The organism is Limosilactobacillus vaginalis, assembly GCF_025311515.1.
Taxonomy (GTDB): Bacteria; Bacillota; Bacilli; order Lactobacillales; family Lactobacillaceae; genus Limosilactobacillus; species Limosilactobacillus vaginalis.
In genome coordinates this window covers 87,366-107,717 of record NZ_CP104399.1, presented here as the reverse complement: position 1 = coordinate 107,717, position 20,352 = coordinate 87,366, and the positions used below count along the sequence as shown (strand labels likewise).

The following is a 20,352-nucleotide window of genomic DNA, read 5'->3' as shown; positions in this document are numbered from 1 at the left end:
TCCTACTGTTTCTTCGGAATTTCAATAACTAATTGGTAAGTATCATCATCATCTTTTTCGTGAGTCGTAATAGTAAAGCCATTATCAGTGGCTAGTTTAATTGACTTTTTGATGGTGTTCAAAGCCAACCGAGCATCGGTAGCCTTCGCGGACTGCTTACTAGTAGCACTCTTCTTTCGCCGTTTACTAGTCTTCTTTTTCTTTGGTTGTGCCTGTTTTGAGCTTTCAACGGTCTCTTCAGTGGTTGGTTCCTCAGCTGGCATTCCTTCAAGATCAGCTAATTCTTGCCGTTTCTTTTCAGCTCGTTGCTTAGCAAGTTCTGACGGTAATGGTCGGCCAAGAGTCCGGGCAACTTCATCTTCAGTCTGGCGAACTGTCAACCGTTCATTAACGACCCGCATTAACATTTCTCGTTGTTGCTTTTCATCCAGGTCCAGCATCGCCCGACCATGCCGTTCAGAAATCCGATGATCGAGAATTGCTGTTTGAACCGGCTTAATCAGCTTCAGTAAACGAAGCTTGTTAGCAACAAAGGATTGACTCTTTCCCATCCCCTTTGCCAACGCTGCTTGAGTCAAGTGGTTCAAGTCCATTAGCTGACGGTAAGCCTGAGCTTCTTCAACGGAACTTAATTGTGATCGCTGAAGATTTTCAATCAACGCTAATGAGGCGGTTTCTTTATCGCTCATCTTCTCAACAATTGCTGGAACAGTATCCCAGTTTAACAATTTCACAGCACGGTACCGCCGTTCACCGGCAATAATTTCATACTTTGCTGATTCATATTCACGAACAACGATTGGCTGTAGTAAACCGTGTTCGTCAATTGTTTGTGCTAATTCACGAATTGCATCTTGGTCAAAGACCTTCCGTGGCTGATACCGGTTTGGAATAATTTGATCAACCTTAATCTCAACAACCTTATTCTTTGTATCGCCAGAGTGATCTTTACCGATACCGAATAATGAAAACGCCATATTCTCTCTCCCTCACTTTTATTGAATTGGTTTCTTATTTGGCAATCCAGGACGTCGCGGAAACTTCTTGGGCGTTGCTGCAACCTTATCAATAACGACAATGTTTCGCTCTTCATCAGTTCCCGGCAATTCTAGTTTAACCGTCTTCCGGATTTGTCCTCCAAGTTTCTTAATTGCTGTTCCACCTTGCTGAATTTCTTCTGGAGCAGCACTTGCCTTATAAGCAATAAATTCACCGCCAACTTTCGCTGCTGGCAGGCATAATTCACTCAGAACCGCTAACCGCGCAACCGCCCGAGCTGTAACAATATCGTATTGCTCACGATGATCGCTTCTTTTGGCACTAAAAGTCTCAGCTCGATCATGAACAAGGGTGACGTCAGACAAGCCTAGCTGATCTACTAACTCTTGTAAAAAGATAATCCGCTTATTTAGTGAATCCACAATCGTAACCTTTAGCTGTGGAAACGCAATTTTTATTGGGATCGATGGGAAACCCGCGCCTGCACCAATGTCACAAAGCGTTAATTCATCAGTCATTAACTTTGGCTCTGCAAACACTCCGCTAATAGAATCAAAAAAGTGCTTAAGGTAGACTTCCTTTTTCTCAGTAATTCGTGTTAAGTTAACATGCTCGTTAGTTGCGACTAGTAAGTCGTAATACTCAGCAAACTGCTTCATTTGCGCATCGCTAAGGTTAATTCCCCGTTCCGCAAGCGCCTGCTGAAATTGTTCTGGATTCATTTTAGCTTCTCCTTTCGTGAAACAATTTTGTTTCACGTCTTTTACTACTGTAACTTAATTACCGGGTTTTTTCAAGGGGAAAATAGAGTGTGAGCCGTGACGAACTAGCAACTGAGCACTAGGAAATCCCGGACGATGATTGTTTTACAATCAAGGACGGGATAGCTAGGCGGAAGTTGCGGTCACGGCAAACACGTTTCAGCTCAGCCGCAGCAGTTCCTCATTCACCACACCCATCAACTCTACCCAAAGAAAAAAGCTGGGAAACACCCCAGCCTCTTTGCTATCTTACATAGATAATAGTGCAACAACGCAGTAGCTGGCTGGCAGTTCAAACGCTGATAAATCAGCATTTGACCAACCTAGCCACTCTCCCTGCCAAGGATCCCTATTCTATAATTTTTCTTAAACTGACGCAATTGCACCGCTCTCTAGTCGCCTTTCTACATAATTCACGATATAATAATTGTAGTTGCATGTATTCGCTTACAAGTAAATTGAAAGGGGCTTATATAATGGTAGAATCTGTTAAAATTGGTCATTCTGATGTTGTCGCAAACCCGCTTGGCCTGGGCACTAACGCGGTTGGTGGACACAATCTTTTCCCCGATCTCAAGGATGAAGATGGGATCAAATTAGTTAAAGCTGCTCTTGATAACGGGATCAACCTCTTAGATACGGCCTATGTTTATGGTCTTGGTCACTCAGAAGAATTAGTTGGTCAAGCAATCAAGGATTACGATCGTCATAAAATTGTCATCGCAACTAAGGGCGCTCATGATTTTTCTACTGGGGAAGAAGTAATCAATAACGATCCTAAATTTTTAACTGACCAAGTAAATAAGAGTCTTAAACGATTAGGGACAGACTACATTGATATTTATTACATCCACTTTCCTGATCATGACACGCCAAAAGCCGAAGCCGTGGGTGCTCTGCAAAAGCTCCGGGAAGAAGGAAAAATTCGGGCAATTGGTATTTCCAACTTTAGCTTAGACCAAATCAAGGAAGCTAACGCGGATGGCTACGTTGATGTCGTTGAAGATGAATTCAGTCTCCTTCACCAGGATCATTTGACGGAGGGAATGCTCGATTACCTGCACGATAATCAAATTAGCTTTGTTCCGTACTTCCCATTAGCTTCGGGACTATTAACGGGTAAATACGTTAAAGATGTTAGCTTCCCTGAAGATGATATCCGAAGTCAAATTGCTGACTTCAAGGAGCCACGATACAGCAGCATTCTCGATGCAGTTGATATGGTTCGGGATATTGCGGATGCTCATCATGCTACCGTTGCTCAAACCATTTTAGCTTGGTACTTAAAGAATCCGCTCATCTCTGTCGTCATCCCCGGCGCCAAGAAGGCTAAGCAAGTTATCGCTAACGCCAAGGCAATGGGCATTACCTTAACAGATGATGAGTACCAGGCCATTGAATTAGCATTCAACCACTTTAAGAATACGAAGAGCGGTAAATCACTAAAGGATCCTGACTAATAAATTATCGGTAAATAGTTAGAGGCTGAGAAAAAGCGAAACGCATTTTCTCAGCCTCTATTCTATTTATTGACTTATTATTTATCTTTTTGGCCAAATCCCAGCATCGCTAAGAAGCTCTTACCAAGGACACCTGATTGCTTTTTTGACTGATGGTTACTGGTTCGGCGACTAGCACTCCGCGAATGGTTTACTGAACTTTTGGTCCGTGAAGAAGGGCGACTTTCAGCACGTGACGGCTTACGTTCTTCTCTTCTTTGTACTTGGGGACCGTTCCACTCAACTTTAGGCTGTTTCTCTTTATTTTGCTCTTCCTCAGGAGTTGTAAAGAGCGGCTTTACCTTTTCTCCACCATTCTTTTGCGGACGTGGTGGTTGTGGCCGAGCAACTTGGCTTTCCTGCGATTGTGCCACCGTAGATTCGTCTGACTTAATCTCTTCTTGCCCGCTTTGTACTTCACTTACCGAGCTACGGTATGCTTCACGGGTTAGCGACTGTTCAACATTCGTTGTTTCAATTTTGCTATTATTAGATGCTAGTGAAAGCGAGTTGGCATCTAATTCTTGTTGAAGCTTGGACAATTCTTGATTTAATGACATTAACGAATCAAGGGAGCTTCCCATATCTTCAGAATTTATTTCTGAACTTTGTGATTCTTCTGTTTCTAAACTCTCTGGATCCCGAGAAGTAGCCAACGAAAAGCCTTGAGATGCTGTCTTCAAGTCATCACTGGTTAGTGAAATTGCTTGTGACCCAAAATCACCATCTACAGAAGATTCTGGCACCTTGCTTTGAACCGTAATCTGTGGTGCAGCTTCAGCGTTCATTAACGAATCGCTTGACACTGATACTGAATCTCCCCCATTTTTTTGCTCAGCATCAGTATGGATATCAAATACCGGTCGTTGGCTAACCGGGGTTTGATTGCCGGGTGTTTCTGGATTTTCTTCAGCCGTTCCTGCTTGATCGGTTTGACTACTTTTAATCGAAAAAACGGGACGCTTTGCTAAAGATCCTTCCTCAGTATCGGCTGTTTTTTTGACATTCTTAATATCAAACGAAATCTTTGCTTTGGCATTGCTTCCTGAATCGTTATTGCTCACAGTGATTAACCTCCCCATAAACTTCCAATATATTTTATCACTCTTTATAGGCTTAAAAAGAGTCTCCAGAAAATTCTTAAACATCCTTTATGATCCAAAAAGCCCTATTCAGAAATCTAACTAACTCTCACTCTATTTTAACCCAATGTCGAACAACATACATAAAATACAAAACGAGACAGGTAAAAACTTCCTTTGTTTCTGCCTGTCTCATTTTTAGGGGGTTTATTATAAGGATATTTTTTAAATTACTTTACGCGTTTTTGAATACCAGCAAGCCCTAATAGTGCAAATAATGACCCTACATAAAGTGCTACTACTCCACTTTCGTTACCGGTTTGTGGTAACGTTGCTGGATCATTTTTGACATTATTAGTCTGCTGAATTGCAGGCTTACCACTCGGTACATCCGAAGTACCCGGAGTTCCTGAAATAACTGGTTGACCAGGATTTAATGGTTGCTCTGGTGTACCAGGGGTATTTGATGTTGGTTTCCCTGGATTATCTGGATCTGGCGTGGTTGGCTTTTCTGGTCGGTCTGGTGTAGTCCGTGTTGGCTTATCTGGAAGTGGAAATTCAGGCAATTCAGGTGCAACATCATCAGGACCAACAGCCCATGAGCCCTTGCCAGGTTGGTAACCAGGAACTGGATCTGGATCATCCTTTTTTGATCCAGATGACAGGTCAGGTACCCGAGTTGGTACTGCTTCTCCTGTTAGCTTAGCTTCATCAATGCTTTTAGCCAACATCTTATCATTCTCTGAACTACTATCCCAGATCCAATCACCCTGATTGGTGGCTTTAGACAATACTTGAGTCGTGCCATCGTTGTTGATCTTAACAAGGAAACTTGGTGCCCAGGTAGAACGATTACCTTGACCAGCTACATAACCACGGTTGGTCATGTAGGCAGTAATTAATACATCACTATCATCACCAGCAATCGGCATTGCATAGTAGCTATATGTTGAAGTTCGCCAGTTAAATGGAACACTTGATGTTAAGACAACACCATTACCGTTCAATGGCTTGTAACCATAAGTAAGATGATCAGAAACATATCCAATCATGACAACATTATCACCAATTGTCTTATCCGCCTTGGACCAAAGATCATCACCAGTACCACGATTTAACCGTGTTGCGGCAAACAGGTAGTACTTACCATTTAATTTCACAATATCTGGCCGTTCAATTTCGTCAGAAACCATTGGAGCAGATACTAATGGAGTATAAACGTCTGCTAATTTTGGATTTGATTCATCGTTATTCAAGCGAAGAATCCCTAAAGCTGCGTTAGCCCAACTAGCCCGGCTAGTCATATCATCATTATTTAAAATGCCAAAGAAGTTTTCAATATTTGTCTTGGCATTATCACCATAGTTTTGCCAGTTATAGATCTGATCTTCACCTTGGTAGTTTTCAGTACCAGTAGAGGCCTCAAAGACCAAGTAGCGTTGACCATCAACCTCAATAACGTGAGCATCACGCATTGCAACGTTATCAGCACCTTTATTAGTGGCGCGCCATTGAGCATACGTTTGATAATGGTAACCGTCACCAGCAAAAATAATATGGTTATTATTAACTTTATTAATTGAAACAGTACCATCTGGGTTAACTGTAAGTGTCAGATTGGCAGCAGCAATTCGTTGATTATTTAATCCATGATCTGATGTATCAACATCTGTATAGAACAATTCAATTGTCCCATCACTATTCTTAGTTGCAGAACCTGACCATTGTTGATGAAGTGAATTCTGGTTAAAGCCAAAAATTGGTCCAGCATTCTTCCAGTCTGCTAGGTTATTATTACCATACTTGTTGTATAGCAAGTAAATATGTGAATCATTCTTAGCAGGAATTCCCATCATTGCAACTGCGAGTTGGTAACCATTCCAGTTAACGACTTCACCAGTATTCGCATCTTGAACAGGCCATGAATCCCAAATATCAAGATCAGCTATTTCGTTAGTTTCCGCATCACGAGTATGGCTTGCTGGCATATTTTGAATTTCCTTAGCATTAAAGAATGGAATTGAGTAACGATGATCACGATTAATCAAGTCATTTGCAATTGCCCGGTACTGTTCGTAAGTCATTTGGGTTCCGGTTTTATCGCTACCACTCTTCTTAAAGTTAATCTTATCCAAGTTGGTAACCTGATCTTGAGTTAACTTTGCTGGATCCATCCCTGCATCTTGAACCGCCTTAGCAGCATCCGGAGTCAATCCATATTGATCCTTTGTCTGAGTAGTTTGATCATTAATTTGCTTGCCAGGTTGGGCAACATCACCTGGGTGCTCTGTGGTACCTGGTTGCGATGCACCATTTTCTGCAGATACTGTTTCCACAGGTGTAACTGCTACAGGTTGAGTAGTAGTTACATCATTATCAGTCGCAGAAACTGTCGTTGTATCAGCGTGAACTGTCGTTGCCCCCATTAAAATTCCGGCAGACACTAAAGTCGCAACTGCCCAATTCTTACCCACTTTGTACATCTTTTTATGTTCTTTATATTCCAAAACATTTCCTCCCAATATCAAACGTTTATCAAAATCCAACAGGGATAGTATCACTGATTCTTCATGTCAATGTTTTTTCAGTCAATGACCTTCTTTTTCAGTTATTGGTTAGTTAAAAAGAAAATGTTAAACAAAAAGTCCCCTAAAAATTATTAGATTAAATCCTTAGGGAACTAATATTAATTATTCTACTAAATTAATATTTAATTAATGCAATCAAAAAAGCACTTGTCAAATTTAATTGATAAATGCTTTAATATTATTTATAAGTTTTAAAAATTACCAGCGACACAGCCACTATCAACCGGTAAGATAACGCCATTTACAAATTCTGATCCATCCTCAAAAAAGAATTTAACTGCATGACCAATTTCTGCTGGTTTACCTAACCGCCCTATCGGATTAGAATCTTCCCACTTTTTGAATTCTTCAGGCGCGGTTTCTTTGTAAGGCAAAATTAATTCAGTGGCAATTGTTCCCGGAGCAACTGCATTAATTGTAATTTCTTTCTTAGCATAATCAAGTGCGGCTGCCTTAGTCAAGCCCACAACCGCATGCTTGCAAGCACTATAAAGAGCCATCCCCTTACCAGCAACTAGCCCAGCACCAGAAGTAGTGTTCACGATTCGTCCGAAGTGTTGTTCAGTCATAAATTTTAATTCATTAATCATACAATACATTACAGCTTTAATATCCAAATCAATCAAAGAATCAATCTCAGAATCATTTACTTTAGCAAACGGCTTCGATAAAATACCACGTCCAGCATTATTAAATGCATAATCTACCCGTCAATATTGCTTTCCTATCTGTTCAAACCCCCTATCAACCTCTTGACGTTTGGTAAGATCGCAATGGAAGTATTTACACTCACTGCCAAGCAATTCAACTTGTTTAATTACATCAGGTGCCTTTTTATCCTGTACATCAAGAATAATAATCGTTAAATTTTCTTTAGCTAGTTCTAAAGCAGTTCCTTTACCAATACCGCTTAAACCGCCAGTTATAACTAAGATATTTCCTTTCATAATAAGTTCACCATCCTTAATACTTGTGTATCCTCAGTTTAAGGGTGGTGGTAACCACCAAGTCAAGGGAGAGTACAGAATATGTATACTTCAAAAGATTTACAAAAAATATTTCGGATTGGTCGTGAGACTATAAGATATTATGAAAAAATTGGAATTATTCACGGAAAAGTTAACGCTACTAAATATCATTATTACGATGATTTAGACATAGAAAATCTAGCTCGTATATTAAAATATCGAGAATTCAAATTTCCACTACAACAGATAAAGAAGCTCCGATCAGCTAATCATATAAGCGATTTTCAGTTTGTCTTAACCAATCAAATTAAGCACCTAAAATCCGAAATTAGGATCGATGAAATTTTAGAAACAAGACTGACCTGGAAAATGAATGAATTAGTTGCCTATTCAAAAGGCAGGAAATCATTTATAAAAGATGATTTTTATTATGATCTCGCATATTCTGAAGAACACGGCTTTGCTGGAAATGATAAATACCCTAACTTTACCAATCTATCAAAGACGAGCGACTTTCCATTCTCTGATTTTATTGCATTTACTAAAATAACTGATAATGACGAGCTTAGCTTTACTAACGGTGGAACTGCAATTTCAAAAGGAATAGTTGATAATTTAAGTATTGAAACAAATCAATTAGTCCATCATTCCTTTGATTGCATTTATCAAAGTTATAGAGTCATTTCACAAAGAATGAACGATACTCTAAATATTCATCCCGAAGTGGCTCTCCTAAATAAGCTCCATTATCAAATATGTAATTGCCCTTATGTCCGTCAAATTGCAATTCTCAAGAATAAAAGAATTGTCCAACTAAATATTCCCGTAAATAAGTCGATTTAATCAATACTCATGTAAAAGCCCCCTGAAAACTAGCTAAGGTCTAGTATTCAAGGGGTTCACTCATTATGAACGTTAATCTAGGATCGTAATTTTACATAGTTCTAATTTAAACTTCTTTTATCACTAAACAAGTTTCAAGTGAAGTTGATTATCACCGATCAATCCGGACTTCTTCATGAAGAAGTAGAGTGCCACTGACATCACAGCCGGAGCAACAACCCCGAGTGCCATGTAGGTTGCGAATTGGTCCCATCCCCGAGAAAGGTAAGCAATCGGGGCAATCAATGAATTCAATCCCAAACCACCAAGCGTGTAAGTTGAGCGGAAGTTAAACAGCACTGTTGCTAGTGGTGCACAAACCGCTGCGGAAACAACTGATGGTACTAAAAGGTATGGGTTGATCAAGATATTAGGGAACTGAACTTTAGGGGTAACCAATCCTTGAGCAATATTAGCTCCCAGGTTATTTTGCCGCCAGGACATTGCGGTAAAGGCAACGAATTGAGCGGTTGTCCCGATTAAAGCAGCCGCAGAAGAAACAGGATCAAGTGTTAGGGCAACGGCCAGGGCAGCTGAAGAAGCTGGGGTCATTAAGAATAAGGCCCAAACAACAGAGATAACAGCTGAACCAAGCACTGGTGATACTTGCATTGAGTGAGCGATGTAGGCAGAAACAGCTAATAATGCTGGAGTTACTACCGCTGCAACCAGCAAGCCAAAACTAATCCCAACTGCTAAAGCTCCGAATGGTACTAATACCATATCCAGTGGTGTCTTCCCGGTGAGGTATTTACCAACCAGTACTGCTACTACAGCTGCTAAAACAGCGGAAACAGGCTGACCAGTTGTAAATACTGGTGCACCAACTGCGGCAACTGCAGCCTGACCAGTAGCTGTTGCTCCCTTAACGGCTGTGGTAGTAAAGTGAACAGCATTAGCACCAACAGTAGCTGAAATCATCGAAGCAAAGGTTACCAAAGTGTTGGTATTCATTTGTGAGGCAACCGCAACTCCGATCGCAGGCGCTAAGAGGACTTGGGCTTCTGCACCAACCAAAGTTAATACATGCAGACCAGATAAGTTACCAATAGTCTGTACTAAAAGTCCTCCTCCCAAGATGACTAAAATGGCATTGGCCACCGCCGCAAAAATTCGATAAGCCGCCTCTTTCACTACTGACGAATTGGCATAAGTTGCATTTGCTTGTCGCGCATTAACTTGAGTATTTTCCATCATTAACGCCTCCTTAAATATTTTTGATGTTGTTGATTCTACATGGAGACGCTAACTAAATCAATAGTTTTTCTCATTATTTTCTAATTTGTTTTTAATTTTAATATCAGACCCATACCTTTAATCATTGAAAACGAATTCACCATTTAAAATTAAAAGCGGAGACTAATTAAAGTCTCCGTGCTTCCGCTGAAGGGATAATCAAGTGATACTGTTTGTTATCAAGATCCGTTAGATTGTATTCTGCAGTTCTTCAAAATGGGAGAACTAAACTGAGATTATTATCGTAAGGGCTCTGTAGATATGGCCTTCTAATTAAGTAATTAGCTAAACATGCTTTTCAAGGAAACTAAATTGTTTTTATGTGGAGTGGGGTGTGTCTTTGTTAACTTTTTACAGATTAATATCAACATACTTTCAAAGTAGTTTATTATGAGAAGATGTTCGATGAAATCACTTAATATCCCTTCACACCTTTAGTATATATTCTCCACTTGCAAAGATCAATTTAGCCGCGTCACATCAAGGATGAAAGCACTTTTACTAATCAAACATATTCAGAAAATTTGTCCTAATACTCATGAATAATAATTCATTTTTGCCCGCTTAGGATCGGAAAAAGACCAGAAAATTTTCTGGCCTTTTTTTGGTGTTCTAGGCAACTGAGTCGAAATCTGCTCCCTCGGAACTCGCTAGAGCTAACTACCTCCGTGAAGCGGTGTAGAACACCACTCCCCGGAGAAATCGTTAGCTTTCCGCGAGTTCTTTGCGAGGTCGCACTCTACTTCTTCAACCCATATCCCCAAGCTAATAGGGCAAAGATGATTACTGATAAGATCAACGGAATTCGTGTTGAATCGATGAAGAGTAATATTACCAAGACGGCAAGGAAGAAAATAATCGTTAACCAACTAGTAACGGGGAAACCTGGCATTTTGAAGTAGCTAACCCCTTTTGGATTTCTTTGCCGGTACTTAATATGTGCTGCTAAAATAATGATCCACGTAAAGATAAAGGTAATTGTGGAGATCCCGGCAATCACATCAAAGATTCCAGCTGGCATAATGTAGTTCAAAATTACGGTAATGAAGAGAATCAATGACGAGAAAGTCAAAGCATGATTAGGAACTGCTTTGGCGCTCAACTCACCGAACCGCTTTGGTGCATTTCCGCTCTGAGCAAGCGAGTACAGTGACCGACTTGTACTAAAGATTGCACTATTAGTTGCGGACATTGCGGCAGTCAATACCACAAAGTTAATGATTCCGGCTGCTCCTGGGATACCAATTGCAGCGAACACCTGAACAAACGGACTAGAAGTAGTCTTGATTTGAGTCCATGGGTAAATTACCATCATTGCAATCATTGAACCGATGTAGAACAAACCAATCCGTACCGGCAAAGTGTTGATTGCCTTTGGAATATCCTTTTGCGGATCCTTAGTTTCACCGGCAGTCAAACCAACCATTTCAATTCCAACAAAGGCAAAGACAACCATTTGGAATGACATCAAAAAGCCCATGGGTCCGGTTGGGAAGAAACCACCATGATTAACAAGGTTGCTTAGTTCCACTGTTCGATTGTCGATATGGCTATGCATCAGGAGCATTACCGCACCAATCACAATCAGGACAATAATTGCCAACACCTTAATCATTGAGAACCAACTTTCTAGTTCCCCAAATAAACCGACATTCACCATGTTAACCAACATCAAAAGAACAACGATTGACAGCGGACCAACCCACTGAGGCATTGATGGGAACCAGTATTTCAAGTAAATCCCCGTTGCGGTTAAGTCAGCCATTGCTAATGTTAACCAGCAAGCCCAATACATCCATCCGGCAACGAATTCCATTCGGTCACCAAGGTATTCTTTAACTGAATCAATAAACGAGTGTTTAGAAGTATCAGCGAGAATTAGTTCCCCTAACGCACGCATCATAAAGAAGCAAAAGATACCGACGATTAGGTACGAAAGGATAATCGCTGATCCGGCTTGTTGAATTGCCTTCCCTGAACCAAGGAATAGTCCAGTACCAATTGCACCTCCAATGGCAATCATCGTTACGTGTCGACTCTTTAATGAGCGCTTTAGCTTCTGTTGTTGCTGTTCGTCCATAATCTGCCTCCTTAAAATTTAACTTCTATCTTTTGCATATATCGCTTTTATAAAAAGGGCGCCCCTGGTTTTTATACCAGGGACGTCCTTTTAACGCGGTTCCACCCATCTTTATAGCTCAAATTAATGAACTACCTCTCAGTTGATAAAGGAACCACCCAATTCAAACGTACATGCCATTTTGTTAGTCCCGAATTTCAGCTAACATCGGAATCTCTGTTCACTAACATTAAAGATTACTCATAATTATAATGATTTTACGCCTAATGTCAAACAATATTTTGAATATTTATGTAATCTTTCGGATTTTGAAAGCCTACTCATAACGATATTGTTAGGATTTCAATTGTTTTTTAAAAAAGGTTCTACTGCTGCATAGTCGTAACGTGTTCGACAGAGACTTGCTAGAGCTAGCATAGTCGTTCTACTGCTACACAGTCATAACGTGTTCGCCGTGACCGCAACTTCAGCCTAAATATCCCGGACTTGATTATTACTAATCATCGTCCGGGATTCCTTAGTGCTCAGTTGCTAATCCGTAACGGCTCGCACTCACTCAAACATTCAGCACCTTATTCAAGAAACTCTTGGTGTCGGGATGTTGAGGGTGTTCGAAGATTTGGTCGGGTGTTCCTTGCTCACGGATGTCACCGTCATGGAAGAAGACAACGCGATCGGCAACTTGCTTAGCGAAGCCCATTTCGTGGGTAACGACAATCATCGTCATCCCTTCTTTAGCCAACCGCTTCATAACTTCAAGAACGTCCCCAACCATTTCTGGGTCAAGGGCACTTGTTGGTTCATCGAACAGCATTACGTCAGGCTTCATCGCCAATGCTCGAGCAATTGCCACCCGTTGTTGTTGACCACCGGATAGCTTAGTTGGGTTGGCATCAGCCTTTTCACTTAAACCAACAATATCTAGGTAATGCATTGCTGCCTTCTTCGCTTCGTCCTTACTCATTTTCCCCAGTTCTACCGGAGCTAATGTAATGTTTTGTAAAACATTCATGTTCGGGAAGAGGTTGAAGTGCTGGAAAACCATTCCGATATTTTGCCGAACTTGGTTAATGTTTACTTTTGGATCTGCAATGTCATAACCATCAACGTAAACGTGTCCGCTATTCGGTTCTTCCAATTTATTAATGCACCGTAAAAAGGTACTCTTCCCTGAACCAGAAGGGCCAATCATGCAAACCACTTCGCTTGGCTTAACGTTGAGATCAATTCCCTTTAGCACTTCGTTACTGCCGTAGCTCTTGTGTAGGTCCTTAACTTGAACTTTGTATTTTTTATCCATATTAAGCCATCCTCTTTTGTACGTAGTTTGATAACCATGTTAATAGGGTAATGATAATGATGTAGATTACCGCAATGATGGTCCACATTCTAAACCCTTCCATGTTTTGCGAAATAATTACTGTCCCGGTTTGGGTTAATTCCATGACACCAATTGCCGATAGGATTGAAGTATCCTTCAGGGTAATGATGAATTGGTTAACCAATGATGGCACCATCAACTTGAACCCTTGTGGAGCAATAACCTTAATTAAAGCCTTACTGTATGGTAATCCTAAACTTCGAGCGGCTTCCCACTGTCCTTGGCTAACGGATTTGAAACCACCTTTAACAATGGCACCAATGTAGGCCCCTTCATCAAGGGTTAATGTCAAAATCCCGGCAAGGAATAGCGGAACCTTATGACCAATCACGTTTGGAACCCCCATGTAAATAAAGAAGGCCAAAACAATCATTGGGATCCCCCGGAAGATGTAGATTAAGGTACTTGAAATACCGTTAGCAAACTTATTATTAACGACACCCAAGACACCAAGAATTACACCAAAGATCATTGCAAAGATAATCCCGACAACGGTTAACTCAATCGTCATCCACAAACCACGAAGAAGTGCTTCACGGTTAGTCTTTAATAATCCTAAAATTGTGTGGTCAGCAGCGGTAGTCTTAGTTGTCCCGTTACCCTTAGTGTACTTATCAATAATTTTATCTAATTGACCAGTATCCTTTAACCATTTAATCCCATCGTTAACCTTCTTTTGGAGTTCCAAGTTCTTGCCCTTTTGGAAACCAACGGCAACAGGTTGCGCATCAATTGGCTTCTTAGTAACAATCTTTAGCGGAACTCCGGTCTTAATCCCGTATTGAAGAACCGGACCATCATCAAAGGTTGCGGCCGTGTTGCCGTTTTTTACATCGTTCCACATGGTGTTCGATGAATCGAAGTACCGGATCTTGTAACCATATTTATCTTGGTTCTTCTTCAGGTACAATGCAGCACTAGTTCCTGACTTAGCTGAAACGGTTTTGCCTTTCAACTGCTTCATCGACTTAATGTTGCTATCCTTGGCAACTGCCATAACAACACCATCAGTGTAGTAGGGAGTTGAGAAATCATACTTGGCTTTCCGTTCATCAGTAACACTCATCCCGGCGATTACCGCATCAACTTGACCTGATTCAAGCGCCTGCAAGTCACCGTTAAAGCTCATTGGCTTTAGCTTGTACTTAAAGTGCTCGTGTTTAGAAATTTTTTTAAGAATTTCAATTTCAATTCCTGGGTTCTTTCCAGAATACCCACCCTTGCTATCCTGAATTTCAAAGGGTTCAAACGTATTGTTTGTTGCAAAGGTATAGGTTGGGTCAGCAGATGCCGGTTGCTGTTCGACGACCACCCACCCAATTACAATTCCAACAATCGCAATAAAGGCAGTGATTAATTTTTTCCAATGATTGCTTTGCATCTATACCGACTCCTCTTTAATCAAATTTTAACGTTGGTAATACATTATCATTCAGCCAAAAAGAAGTGAATAGTTTTAAGTGAATCGTGTGCTTATCCAAGATGAAATCGGTTTAAACTAATCTTTTTAAAGGCTAATGCCCACAATTTGATTAATTTTATTAAGTGAAATTTTGATGGATGATTTTTGATGAGAGATTTCTCATTTTAAATGATCCAAAAAAACTTTGACATTTATTATTAAACGCCAAAGTTCCCCTTTAATATAGTGTCCTAAATTTCAAGAATAAGTTAGCCACTGGACTCAAATAAATAATACTGACCAATTGATTATTGGTTGATGGAGCTGTGATATCTCTTGGTAGAAGGCCTTACGATAGATATCCATTGACGAATGTCCATTAAACATAGCTCGTGGATAGTGATTCATCCAATCATTAGTCGCTATGATCTGAGCACTACTATAGTTATTTATAGCTTCACCTTTGGTAATCTCCTTGCGGAGAAACCGGTTATTGATCTCATTGGATCCACGTTCCCAAGGGGAATACGGATCAGCATAGAAAACATGATCGTGAACTTGTGTTAACTCACTAAATTCTGAACCGTTGTCAGAGGTGATTGTCTTAAAGATGCGATAGTAAGCATCTGTGCCCATTTTCTGGCGCAAATTTATAAAGAACTGATTTACTGCATGCGCAGTTTTACCAGCAATTTTACTCGTGATATTAACTCGTGAAAGGCGATCAGTCATTACTAGTACAACACTGTCATTACCGTTTTTCTGTCCCTGAACTGTATCCAGTTCCCAATGGCCAATTTCGGACCGTTGGTCCGCAGTTTGAGGTCGTTGAGCAATATTAGGCCCTAAGCACCTTTTAGCTCGCGGATGAATTCGATGATGCTTACGTTTAGTTTTTTCAAAGAGGTCTAAATTGGACGTACGAAGCACACCCTCATTAATCCATTGATATAAAGTTACAACCGACTTTGGGATCAGGGTGCCATCATTCATTAAATCTCGAGCCTTATAAATAACCGCTTGTGGGGAGTAATGGTGGTCGTCAAACTCACCAAGCATTAGCTGATCAGCTAATCGTAAAAATTGCTTTGAAGAATAATATAAGCGACGACGACCAGAATGGCGGTGATGTTCAAGATATGTGTCCTGACCAGCTTCATAACTATAGATGTAGTAAGAATATTCGTAAATCTTACCATTAGATTTTTGACGACGAAGTTGGCGGACCGTACCACGGTTGAGCTCGTTATTAATTGTTTGATGATTAACTCCTAATTGGCGACCAATTGCGCGATTGGAAAGTCCTTGCGACTTTAAAGTCGCAATCATCACACGTTCTTCTTTAGTAAGATGAGCATTCTTTTTATGAGTAGTCAATAAACTAGTAGACATGGTATCATTTAAGTGCGTCATTTGACGGACATCCTTTCATATAGGTTTGGTTCACTTAATATGATACCTGATGTCACGCCGAATGGCGTTTTTTATTTACCACCAACTGGGTGGCTAACTTCATTCTATAATCCACCTTTAATATAGTGTTTGATATTCTTTAATAAAATCAGCAAAGAACGGTAGTGTAAAAGCAACTTCTCCCCATTTTGTTGCCGTAATGAGTTGATCATCCAATAGTCGACGTCGATAAATTGAAATATAATTTTTATCTCGATGCATCTTTTTGGCAATCTCTGCAACTTTAACACTAGCTTTACCACTCTCCGACATTGCTTTAATAAATTCTCGATCCTTGTTGGATAACTCTTGGTACATTTTAATATATACATTTCGATAGAGTTCCGCTTGATAGTTCGGTAAAATTTTCTGGACTACCGCACTCGTTATCTCTGTTTCTTTTGTCCGCCATAGTAGGAATCCTAACAGCTGAAATGCATATGCATAACCATTTGTCATCTTTGTGATTTGGTTAAGGGTGTCATCATCTATCGTCCGTCCCTTTCGATTAAACGCTCGACGGTAGCTTTGTTTGATAGTTAATAAGCTTAATGGTTCAAGATAGATTCGCTGACTACGTAATAAGAAAGTTAATAATTCATCATTTTGTAATTCAGATACCTTATTTGGCAACCCAGCCATTAATAAGGCAATATGGTAGTTATTTCTCAGCAACAATTGATAAATTCCCGCAAATTCACGTAATTCCGGGGTTGAACTGATTTCATCAATCGTTATTAATAATGATAAACCACGCTTCTTTAACATTTCTGCCATTTTCTCCAATAGAACCTGATATGGCAAATTAGTAGACAGTGTCTCTCGATGATTATAATCAATCTCTAGTCCATTTGTACTCAATTTTATTCCATCGATCCCTGTAAGCAATTTTCTTAAACTATTATCTGCTTGTGCGTAAACTGATTCAATTAACGTTGGAATAAACCTTTTTCCCATCGTTAAATCAACAACCAGCCAATCATCATGTTTCATCATGTTGTGACTAATATCTGTTAGAAGTGTCGTCTTTCCTGACCCACGCATCCCGTAAACAAGAGTGGTTAAAAATGGACTATCTGGATCTTGAATATCTTCTTCGAGTTGCTTCACAATTTTACTACGATCCAAGAACAGCCGAGGAACTCGCCCGAAGCTTGGATTAAAAGGATTCTTCTCCACCATTTTTATACTCCTTTATACTTTTTATTTTATTTTATACTTCTTTATACTTTAAATCTACTTTTATACTTCTTTATACTTTAAACCTAAAAAGCAGGTCTAATTGGTATTACCACCAGCTAGAACTGCTAATTTTTATCTACTCATTATTTCAGACACCGTTTATAGTATTGCTCAGCTTCCTCATCCGTTAAGTCATACGCTTCTTTCAAATTAGCAATGATTCGTTCTTTTGGCAATTGCTGTTTGATGAACAAGCTTGTAACCTGTAAAATTGCTTCTTCTTTTCCTTCTTCTATACCCTCTTGCCGCGCGACCTTCAATCCATGGCGACGATCCATTTCATATAACGATAAACACATGTATTCCGCCCTCCATTTCTTATTATGCTTGACGAATGCGATTCTTTTCTTTAATTGTACGATGAAACGATCGTCACCATCAACTTTACGATTAGCAATCACGTCCAAAAATTTTTGTAAAGGCTGATTAACATCTTTCCGCAAGCTCGGAATATTTAAGAAAATTGTTGTTGTCCCATCGTCTGCGATATGTTCTGGACTTTCATCAACGTGTCGATGAATGGTATATTGCTGCAAACCTAAGCCAAGCGGGTCAAAGCAGCAAAAGAAAATCACATATGAATTATTAGCTTCTTGGTAATTTTTCCCTTTTTCGTACGAATCAAGTGATGTCATCGCTTAGTAATATCGCGCTCGTTTTAACAGATCTTTTTCATCTGCAACCTGCATTTCTATATCATAGCAATTATTTTTCGTATCCCGAGTGAATACATCAAAGCGGACTCCCTTCGCATCTGGAGCAAAATTAATCTCTTCTTGGCTATTTGGTAGTTTGATATGATCAATTTTCAACTCCGGTAAAACACGTTGAATTACTTCCTGACAAATCTTTGGATCAATCATCACCTTACTGAAAACAAAGTCATTTGATAATCCGGCATCTTCCCATTTCTGAATTAAGTTCATTTTTTCGCCTCCTACTAACTAAAGAACGGAAAAAATGGACTTTTTAACTAAATTCAAAAGAAAACCAGGAGCAACCACCTGTTAAGGAGGTTATTCCTGGTTTAATTATGTTTCGGCAGAGACTTGTTAGAGCTAGTGGTTCTAGGCAACATAGTCAAGATCTGCTCACCGCGACCGCCACCTCCGTCTAACTATCCCGTCCTTGATTGTAAACAATCATCGTCCGGGATTCCTTAGTACTCGGTGGCTAGTCCGTCGCGGTTCGCACTCTACTTTTTAAACGGTACCGCGTTTTCTTTGGTGATCTTAGTAACACCGTGCATGTATGGAACTAAGACTTCTGGAATGGTTACGGAACCATCTTCGTTTTGGTAGTTTTCCAAAATAGCGGCAACGGTCCGACCAACGGCAAGACCTGAACCATTCAAGGTGTGAACGTATTGTAACTTACCATTTTCATCACGGTATTGAGTGTGCATCCGGCGAGCTTGGAAGTCCAGGCAGTTTGAACAACTTGATACTTCACGGTACTTGTTTTGAGCTGGCATCCAAAGTTCAAGGTCATGGGTTTCAGAAGCGGTGAAACTCATGTCACTAGTAGTCAATGTAATGACGTGGTATGGCAAACCGAGCTTCTTCAAGATGTTTTCAGCATTGGCGGTCATCTTTTCCAATTCATCCCATGAATCTTCTGGCTTCGTGTACTTAACCATTTCAACCTTGTTAAATTGGTGCATCCGGATCAGACCACGGGTATCTCGCCCAGCGGCCCCAGCTTCTGAACGGAAGCATGGTGTCAAGGCTGTAACGTAAACTGGCAATTCTTCTGCCGGAATAACGTCGCCACGGTAGTAGTTAGTCAATGGTACTTCGGCAGTTGGGATCAAGGTCATATCTTCACCGTTAACTTGGTAAACACCCTTCTTAAATTTAGGGAATTGACCGGTTCCGTACATTGAAGCAGCGTTAACAATGTATGGTGGCAATACTTCAGTGTAGCCGTCCTTCATGTGTTCATCGAGCATGAAGTTGTAAACGGCACGTTCAAGCTGGGCACCTAAACCAAGGTAGTAAACAAACCGGGCACCAGAAACTTTCCGCGCACGGTCAAAGTCAAGGATTCCCAAGTTTTCACCAACATCCCAGTGGTGATTTGGTTCGAAATCAAAGTCACGGATCTTGCCGACCTTCCGTAATTCAACGGAACCTTCTTCAGTCAAACTTACTGGAACGCCATCGTGAGGAATGTTTGGCAAGCGAGACATCTTATCGTGGAAGACTTCATCATTTGCTTCAACTTGTTCATCGAGTTCCTTGATTTGGTCACCCAATTCACGGGTTTCCTTGATTGCATCGTCAGCTGATTCACCATTCCGCTTAGCTTCACCAATCTTCTTTGAAGCATCATTCCGTTGAGCCTTCAAAGCTTCAGTCTTTTGAAGCAAGTCACGACGCTTTTGATCAAGTTCGATTACTTCATCAATTTCTTCAGCCTTAACGCCCCGAGTAGCTAATTTTTGCTTAAAGAATTCGGGATCTTTACGAATCTTCTTAATATCTAACATTGTATCCTCCTAACAAAAAGAGCCATTCCATCCTCAAAATATTTTGGGACGAAATGGCTCTTAGTTCCGCGGTACCACCCAAGTTTGACAGTTAAATGTCACCCTCGCGATGGATAACGGCCATCAACCGTGCGGCATTACCCGCCCACATTTACTTGCACCGGAGTTTCGATCAACAACTTGCACCTACCGTTGTCTCTCTGAATGATCTACTTGAAATGCATCCGTGTTTAATATTCGCCATTATCATATTACATCTGGCGTTATTTAGCAATCGATATTTTAATAA

The 20,352-nt window shown here is 40.4% G+C and carries 15 protein-coding genes and 1 pseudogene; 2 read left to right on the top strand and 14 right to left on the bottom strand.

The window, feature by feature from the left end:
• Positions 1-2 precede the first annotated feature (2 nt).
• Together N4627_RS00460 and rsmG are read right to left on the bottom strand one after the other, a co-directional pair.
• A complete protein-coding gene (locus tag N4627_RS00460; protein WP_124032058.1) occupies positions 3-977 on the bottom strand; it encodes a nucleoid occlusion protein in 975 nt (324 codons plus the stop codon).
• 18 nt (positions 978-995) lie between these two features.
• Positions 996-1,721, bottom strand: a complete 726-nt coding sequence (rsmG, locus tag N4627_RS00455) for a 16S rRNA (guanine(527)-N(7))-methyltransferase RsmG (RefSeq protein WP_040530553.1) — start codon at positions 1,719-1,721, stop codon at positions 996-998.
• A 515-nt stretch (positions 1,722-2,236) separates the two neighbouring features.
• Here rsmG and N4627_RS00450 point away from each other — a divergent pair.
• Positions 2,237-3,220, top strand: a complete 984-nt coding sequence (locus N4627_RS00450) for an aldo/keto reductase (RefSeq protein ID WP_124032057.1) — start codon at positions 2,237-2,239, stop codon at positions 3,218-3,220.
• Positions 3,221-3,297: 77 nt separating this feature from the next.
• On the opposite strand, the gene N4627_RS00445 is transcribed toward N4627_RS00450, so the two are convergent.
• The 3 genes and pseudogenes from N4627_RS00445 to N4627_RS00435 form a co-directional block, all read right to left on the bottom strand.
• Positions 3,298-4,323, bottom strand: a complete 1,026-nt coding sequence (locus N4627_RS00445) for a hypothetical protein (protein ID WP_098045144.1) — start codon at positions 4,321-4,323, stop codon at positions 3,298-3,300.
• A gap of 248 nt (positions 4,324-4,571) precedes the next feature.
• The gene (locus tag N4627_RS00440; protein ID WP_260964805.1) at positions 4,572-6,848 is read right to left on the bottom strand and encodes a glycoside hydrolase family 68 protein; all 2,277 of its coding nucleotides are present in this window, start codon (positions 6,846-6,848) and stop codon (positions 4,572-4,574) included.
• Between the two features lie 272 nt (positions 6,849-7,120).
• Positions 7,121-7,876: pseudogene (locus tag N4627_RS00435) on the bottom strand (SDR family NAD(P)-dependent oxidoreductase).
• Positions 7,877-7,957: 81 nt separating this feature from the next.
• Between N4627_RS00435 and N4627_RS00430 the strand changes: the two are divergent.
• Positions 7,958-8,740, top strand: coding sequence for a MerR family transcriptional regulator (locus tag N4627_RS00430; protein WP_098045146.1), 783 nt, complete (start codon positions 7,958-7,960; stop codon positions 8,738-8,740).
• A gap of 123 nt (positions 8,741-8,863) precedes the next feature.
• Here the strand turns inward: N4627_RS00430 and N4627_RS00425 are convergent, their stop codons facing one another.
• The 9 genes from N4627_RS00425 to serS form a co-directional block, all read right to left on the bottom strand.
• Positions 8,864-9,976: a PTS transporter subunit IIC gene (locus N4627_RS00425; RefSeq protein ID WP_098045147.1), complete on the bottom strand. Its 1,113-nt coding sequence runs from the start codon at positions 9,974-9,976 to the stop codon at positions 8,864-8,866.
• A 778-nt stretch (positions 9,977-10,754) separates the two neighbouring features.
• Entirely contained in the window at positions 10,755-12,095 is a 1,341-nt protein-coding gene (locus tag N4627_RS00420; RefSeq protein WP_260964804.1) for an amino acid permease, read from the bottom strand.
• A 556-nt stretch (positions 12,096-12,651) separates the two neighbouring features.
• Entirely contained in the window at positions 12,652-13,395 is a 744-nt protein-coding gene (locus tag N4627_RS00415) for an amino acid ABC transporter ATP-binding protein (protein WP_191337219.1), read from the bottom strand.
• Position 13,396: 1 nt separating this feature from the next.
• A complete protein-coding gene (locus N4627_RS00410; RefSeq protein ID WP_098045150.1) occupies positions 13,397-14,857 on the bottom strand; it encodes an ABC transporter substrate-binding protein/permease in 1,461 nt (486 codons plus the stop codon).
• Between the two features lie 303 nt (positions 14,858-15,160).
• Entirely contained in the window at positions 15,161-16,291 is a 1,131-nt protein-coding gene (locus N4627_RS00405) for an IS30 family transposase (RefSeq protein ID WP_260964803.1), read from the bottom strand.
• Between the two features lie 117 nt (positions 16,292-16,408).
• A complete protein-coding gene (locus N4627_RS00400; protein ID WP_003716228.1) occupies positions 16,409-17,512 on the bottom strand; it encodes a P-loop NTPase fold protein in 1,104 nt (367 codons plus the stop codon).
• A 143-nt stretch (positions 17,513-17,655) separates the two neighbouring features.
• Positions 17,656-18,207 (bottom strand): Rpn family recombination-promoting nuclease/putative transposase, encoded by a 552-nt coding sequence (locus N4627_RS00395; RefSeq protein WP_260964802.1) that lies wholly within the window; start codon positions 18,205-18,207, stop codon positions 17,656-17,658.
• 3 nt (positions 18,208-18,210) lie between these two features.
• Positions 18,211-18,498, bottom strand: a complete 288-nt coding sequence (locus N4627_RS00390; RefSeq protein ID WP_191337222.1) for a PD-(D/E)XK nuclease family transposase — start codon at positions 18,496-18,498, stop codon at positions 18,211-18,213.
• A gap of 269 nt (positions 18,499-18,767) precedes the next feature.
• On the bottom strand, positions 18,768-20,063 hold the full coding sequence (gene serS, locus N4627_RS00385) for a serine--tRNA ligase (RefSeq protein WP_098045218.1): 1,296 nt from the start codon (positions 20,061-20,063) through the stop codon (positions 18,768-18,770).
• Positions 20,064-20,352 lie beyond the last annotated feature (289 nt).

Excerpts from the sequence above, each read along its gene's own strand:
- N4627_RS00410 (WP_098045150.1), bottom strand. The coding sequence starts at position 14,857 with ATGCAAAGCAATCATTGGAAAAAATTAATCACTGCCTTTATTGCGATT.
- N4627_RS00395 (WP_260964802.1), bottom strand. The coding sequence starts at position 18,207 with ATGACATCACTTGATTCGTACGAAAAAGGGAAAAATTACCAAGAAGCT.
- serS (WP_098045218.1), bottom strand. The coding sequence starts at position 20,063 with ATGTTAGATATTAAGAAGATTCGTAAAGATCCCGAATTCTTTAAGCAA.
- N4627_RS00400 (WP_003716228.1), bottom strand. The coding sequence starts at position 17,512 with ATGGTGGAGAAGAATCCTTTTAATCCAAGCTTCGGGCGAGTTCCTCGG.
- N4627_RS00405 (WP_260964803.1), bottom strand. The coding sequence starts at position 16,291 with ATGACGCACTTAAATGATACCATGTCTACTAGTTTATTGACTACTCAT.
- N4627_RS00425 (WP_098045147.1), bottom strand. The coding sequence starts at position 9,976 with ATGATGGAAAATACTCAAGTTAATGCGCGACAAGCAAATGCAACTTAT.
- rsmG (WP_040530553.1), bottom strand. The coding sequence starts at position 1,721 with ATGAATCCAGAACAATTTCAGCAGGCGCTTGCGGAACGGGGAATTAAC.
- N4627_RS00430 (WP_098045146.1), top strand. The coding sequence starts at position 7,958 with ATGTATACTTCAAAAGATTTACAAAAAATATTTCGGATTGGTCGTGAG.
- N4627_RS00390 (WP_191337222.1), bottom strand. The coding sequence starts at position 18,498 with ATGAACTTAATTCAGAAATGGGAAGATGCCGGATTATCAAATGACTTT.
- N4627_RS00460 (WP_124032058.1), bottom strand. The coding sequence starts at position 977 with ATGGCGTTTTCATTATTCGGTATCGGTAAAGATCACTCTGGCGATACA.
- N4627_RS00415 (WP_191337219.1), bottom strand. The coding sequence starts at position 13,395 with ATGGATAAAAAATACAAAGTTCAAGTTAAGGACCTACACAAGAGCTAC.
- N4627_RS00420 (WP_260964804.1), bottom strand. The coding sequence starts at position 12,095 with ATGGACGAACAGCAACAACAGAAGCTAAAGCGCTCATTAAAGAGTCGA.
- N4627_RS00450 (WP_124032057.1), top strand. The coding sequence starts at position 2,237 with ATGGTAGAATCTGTTAAAATTGGTCATTCTGATGTTGTCGCAAACCCG.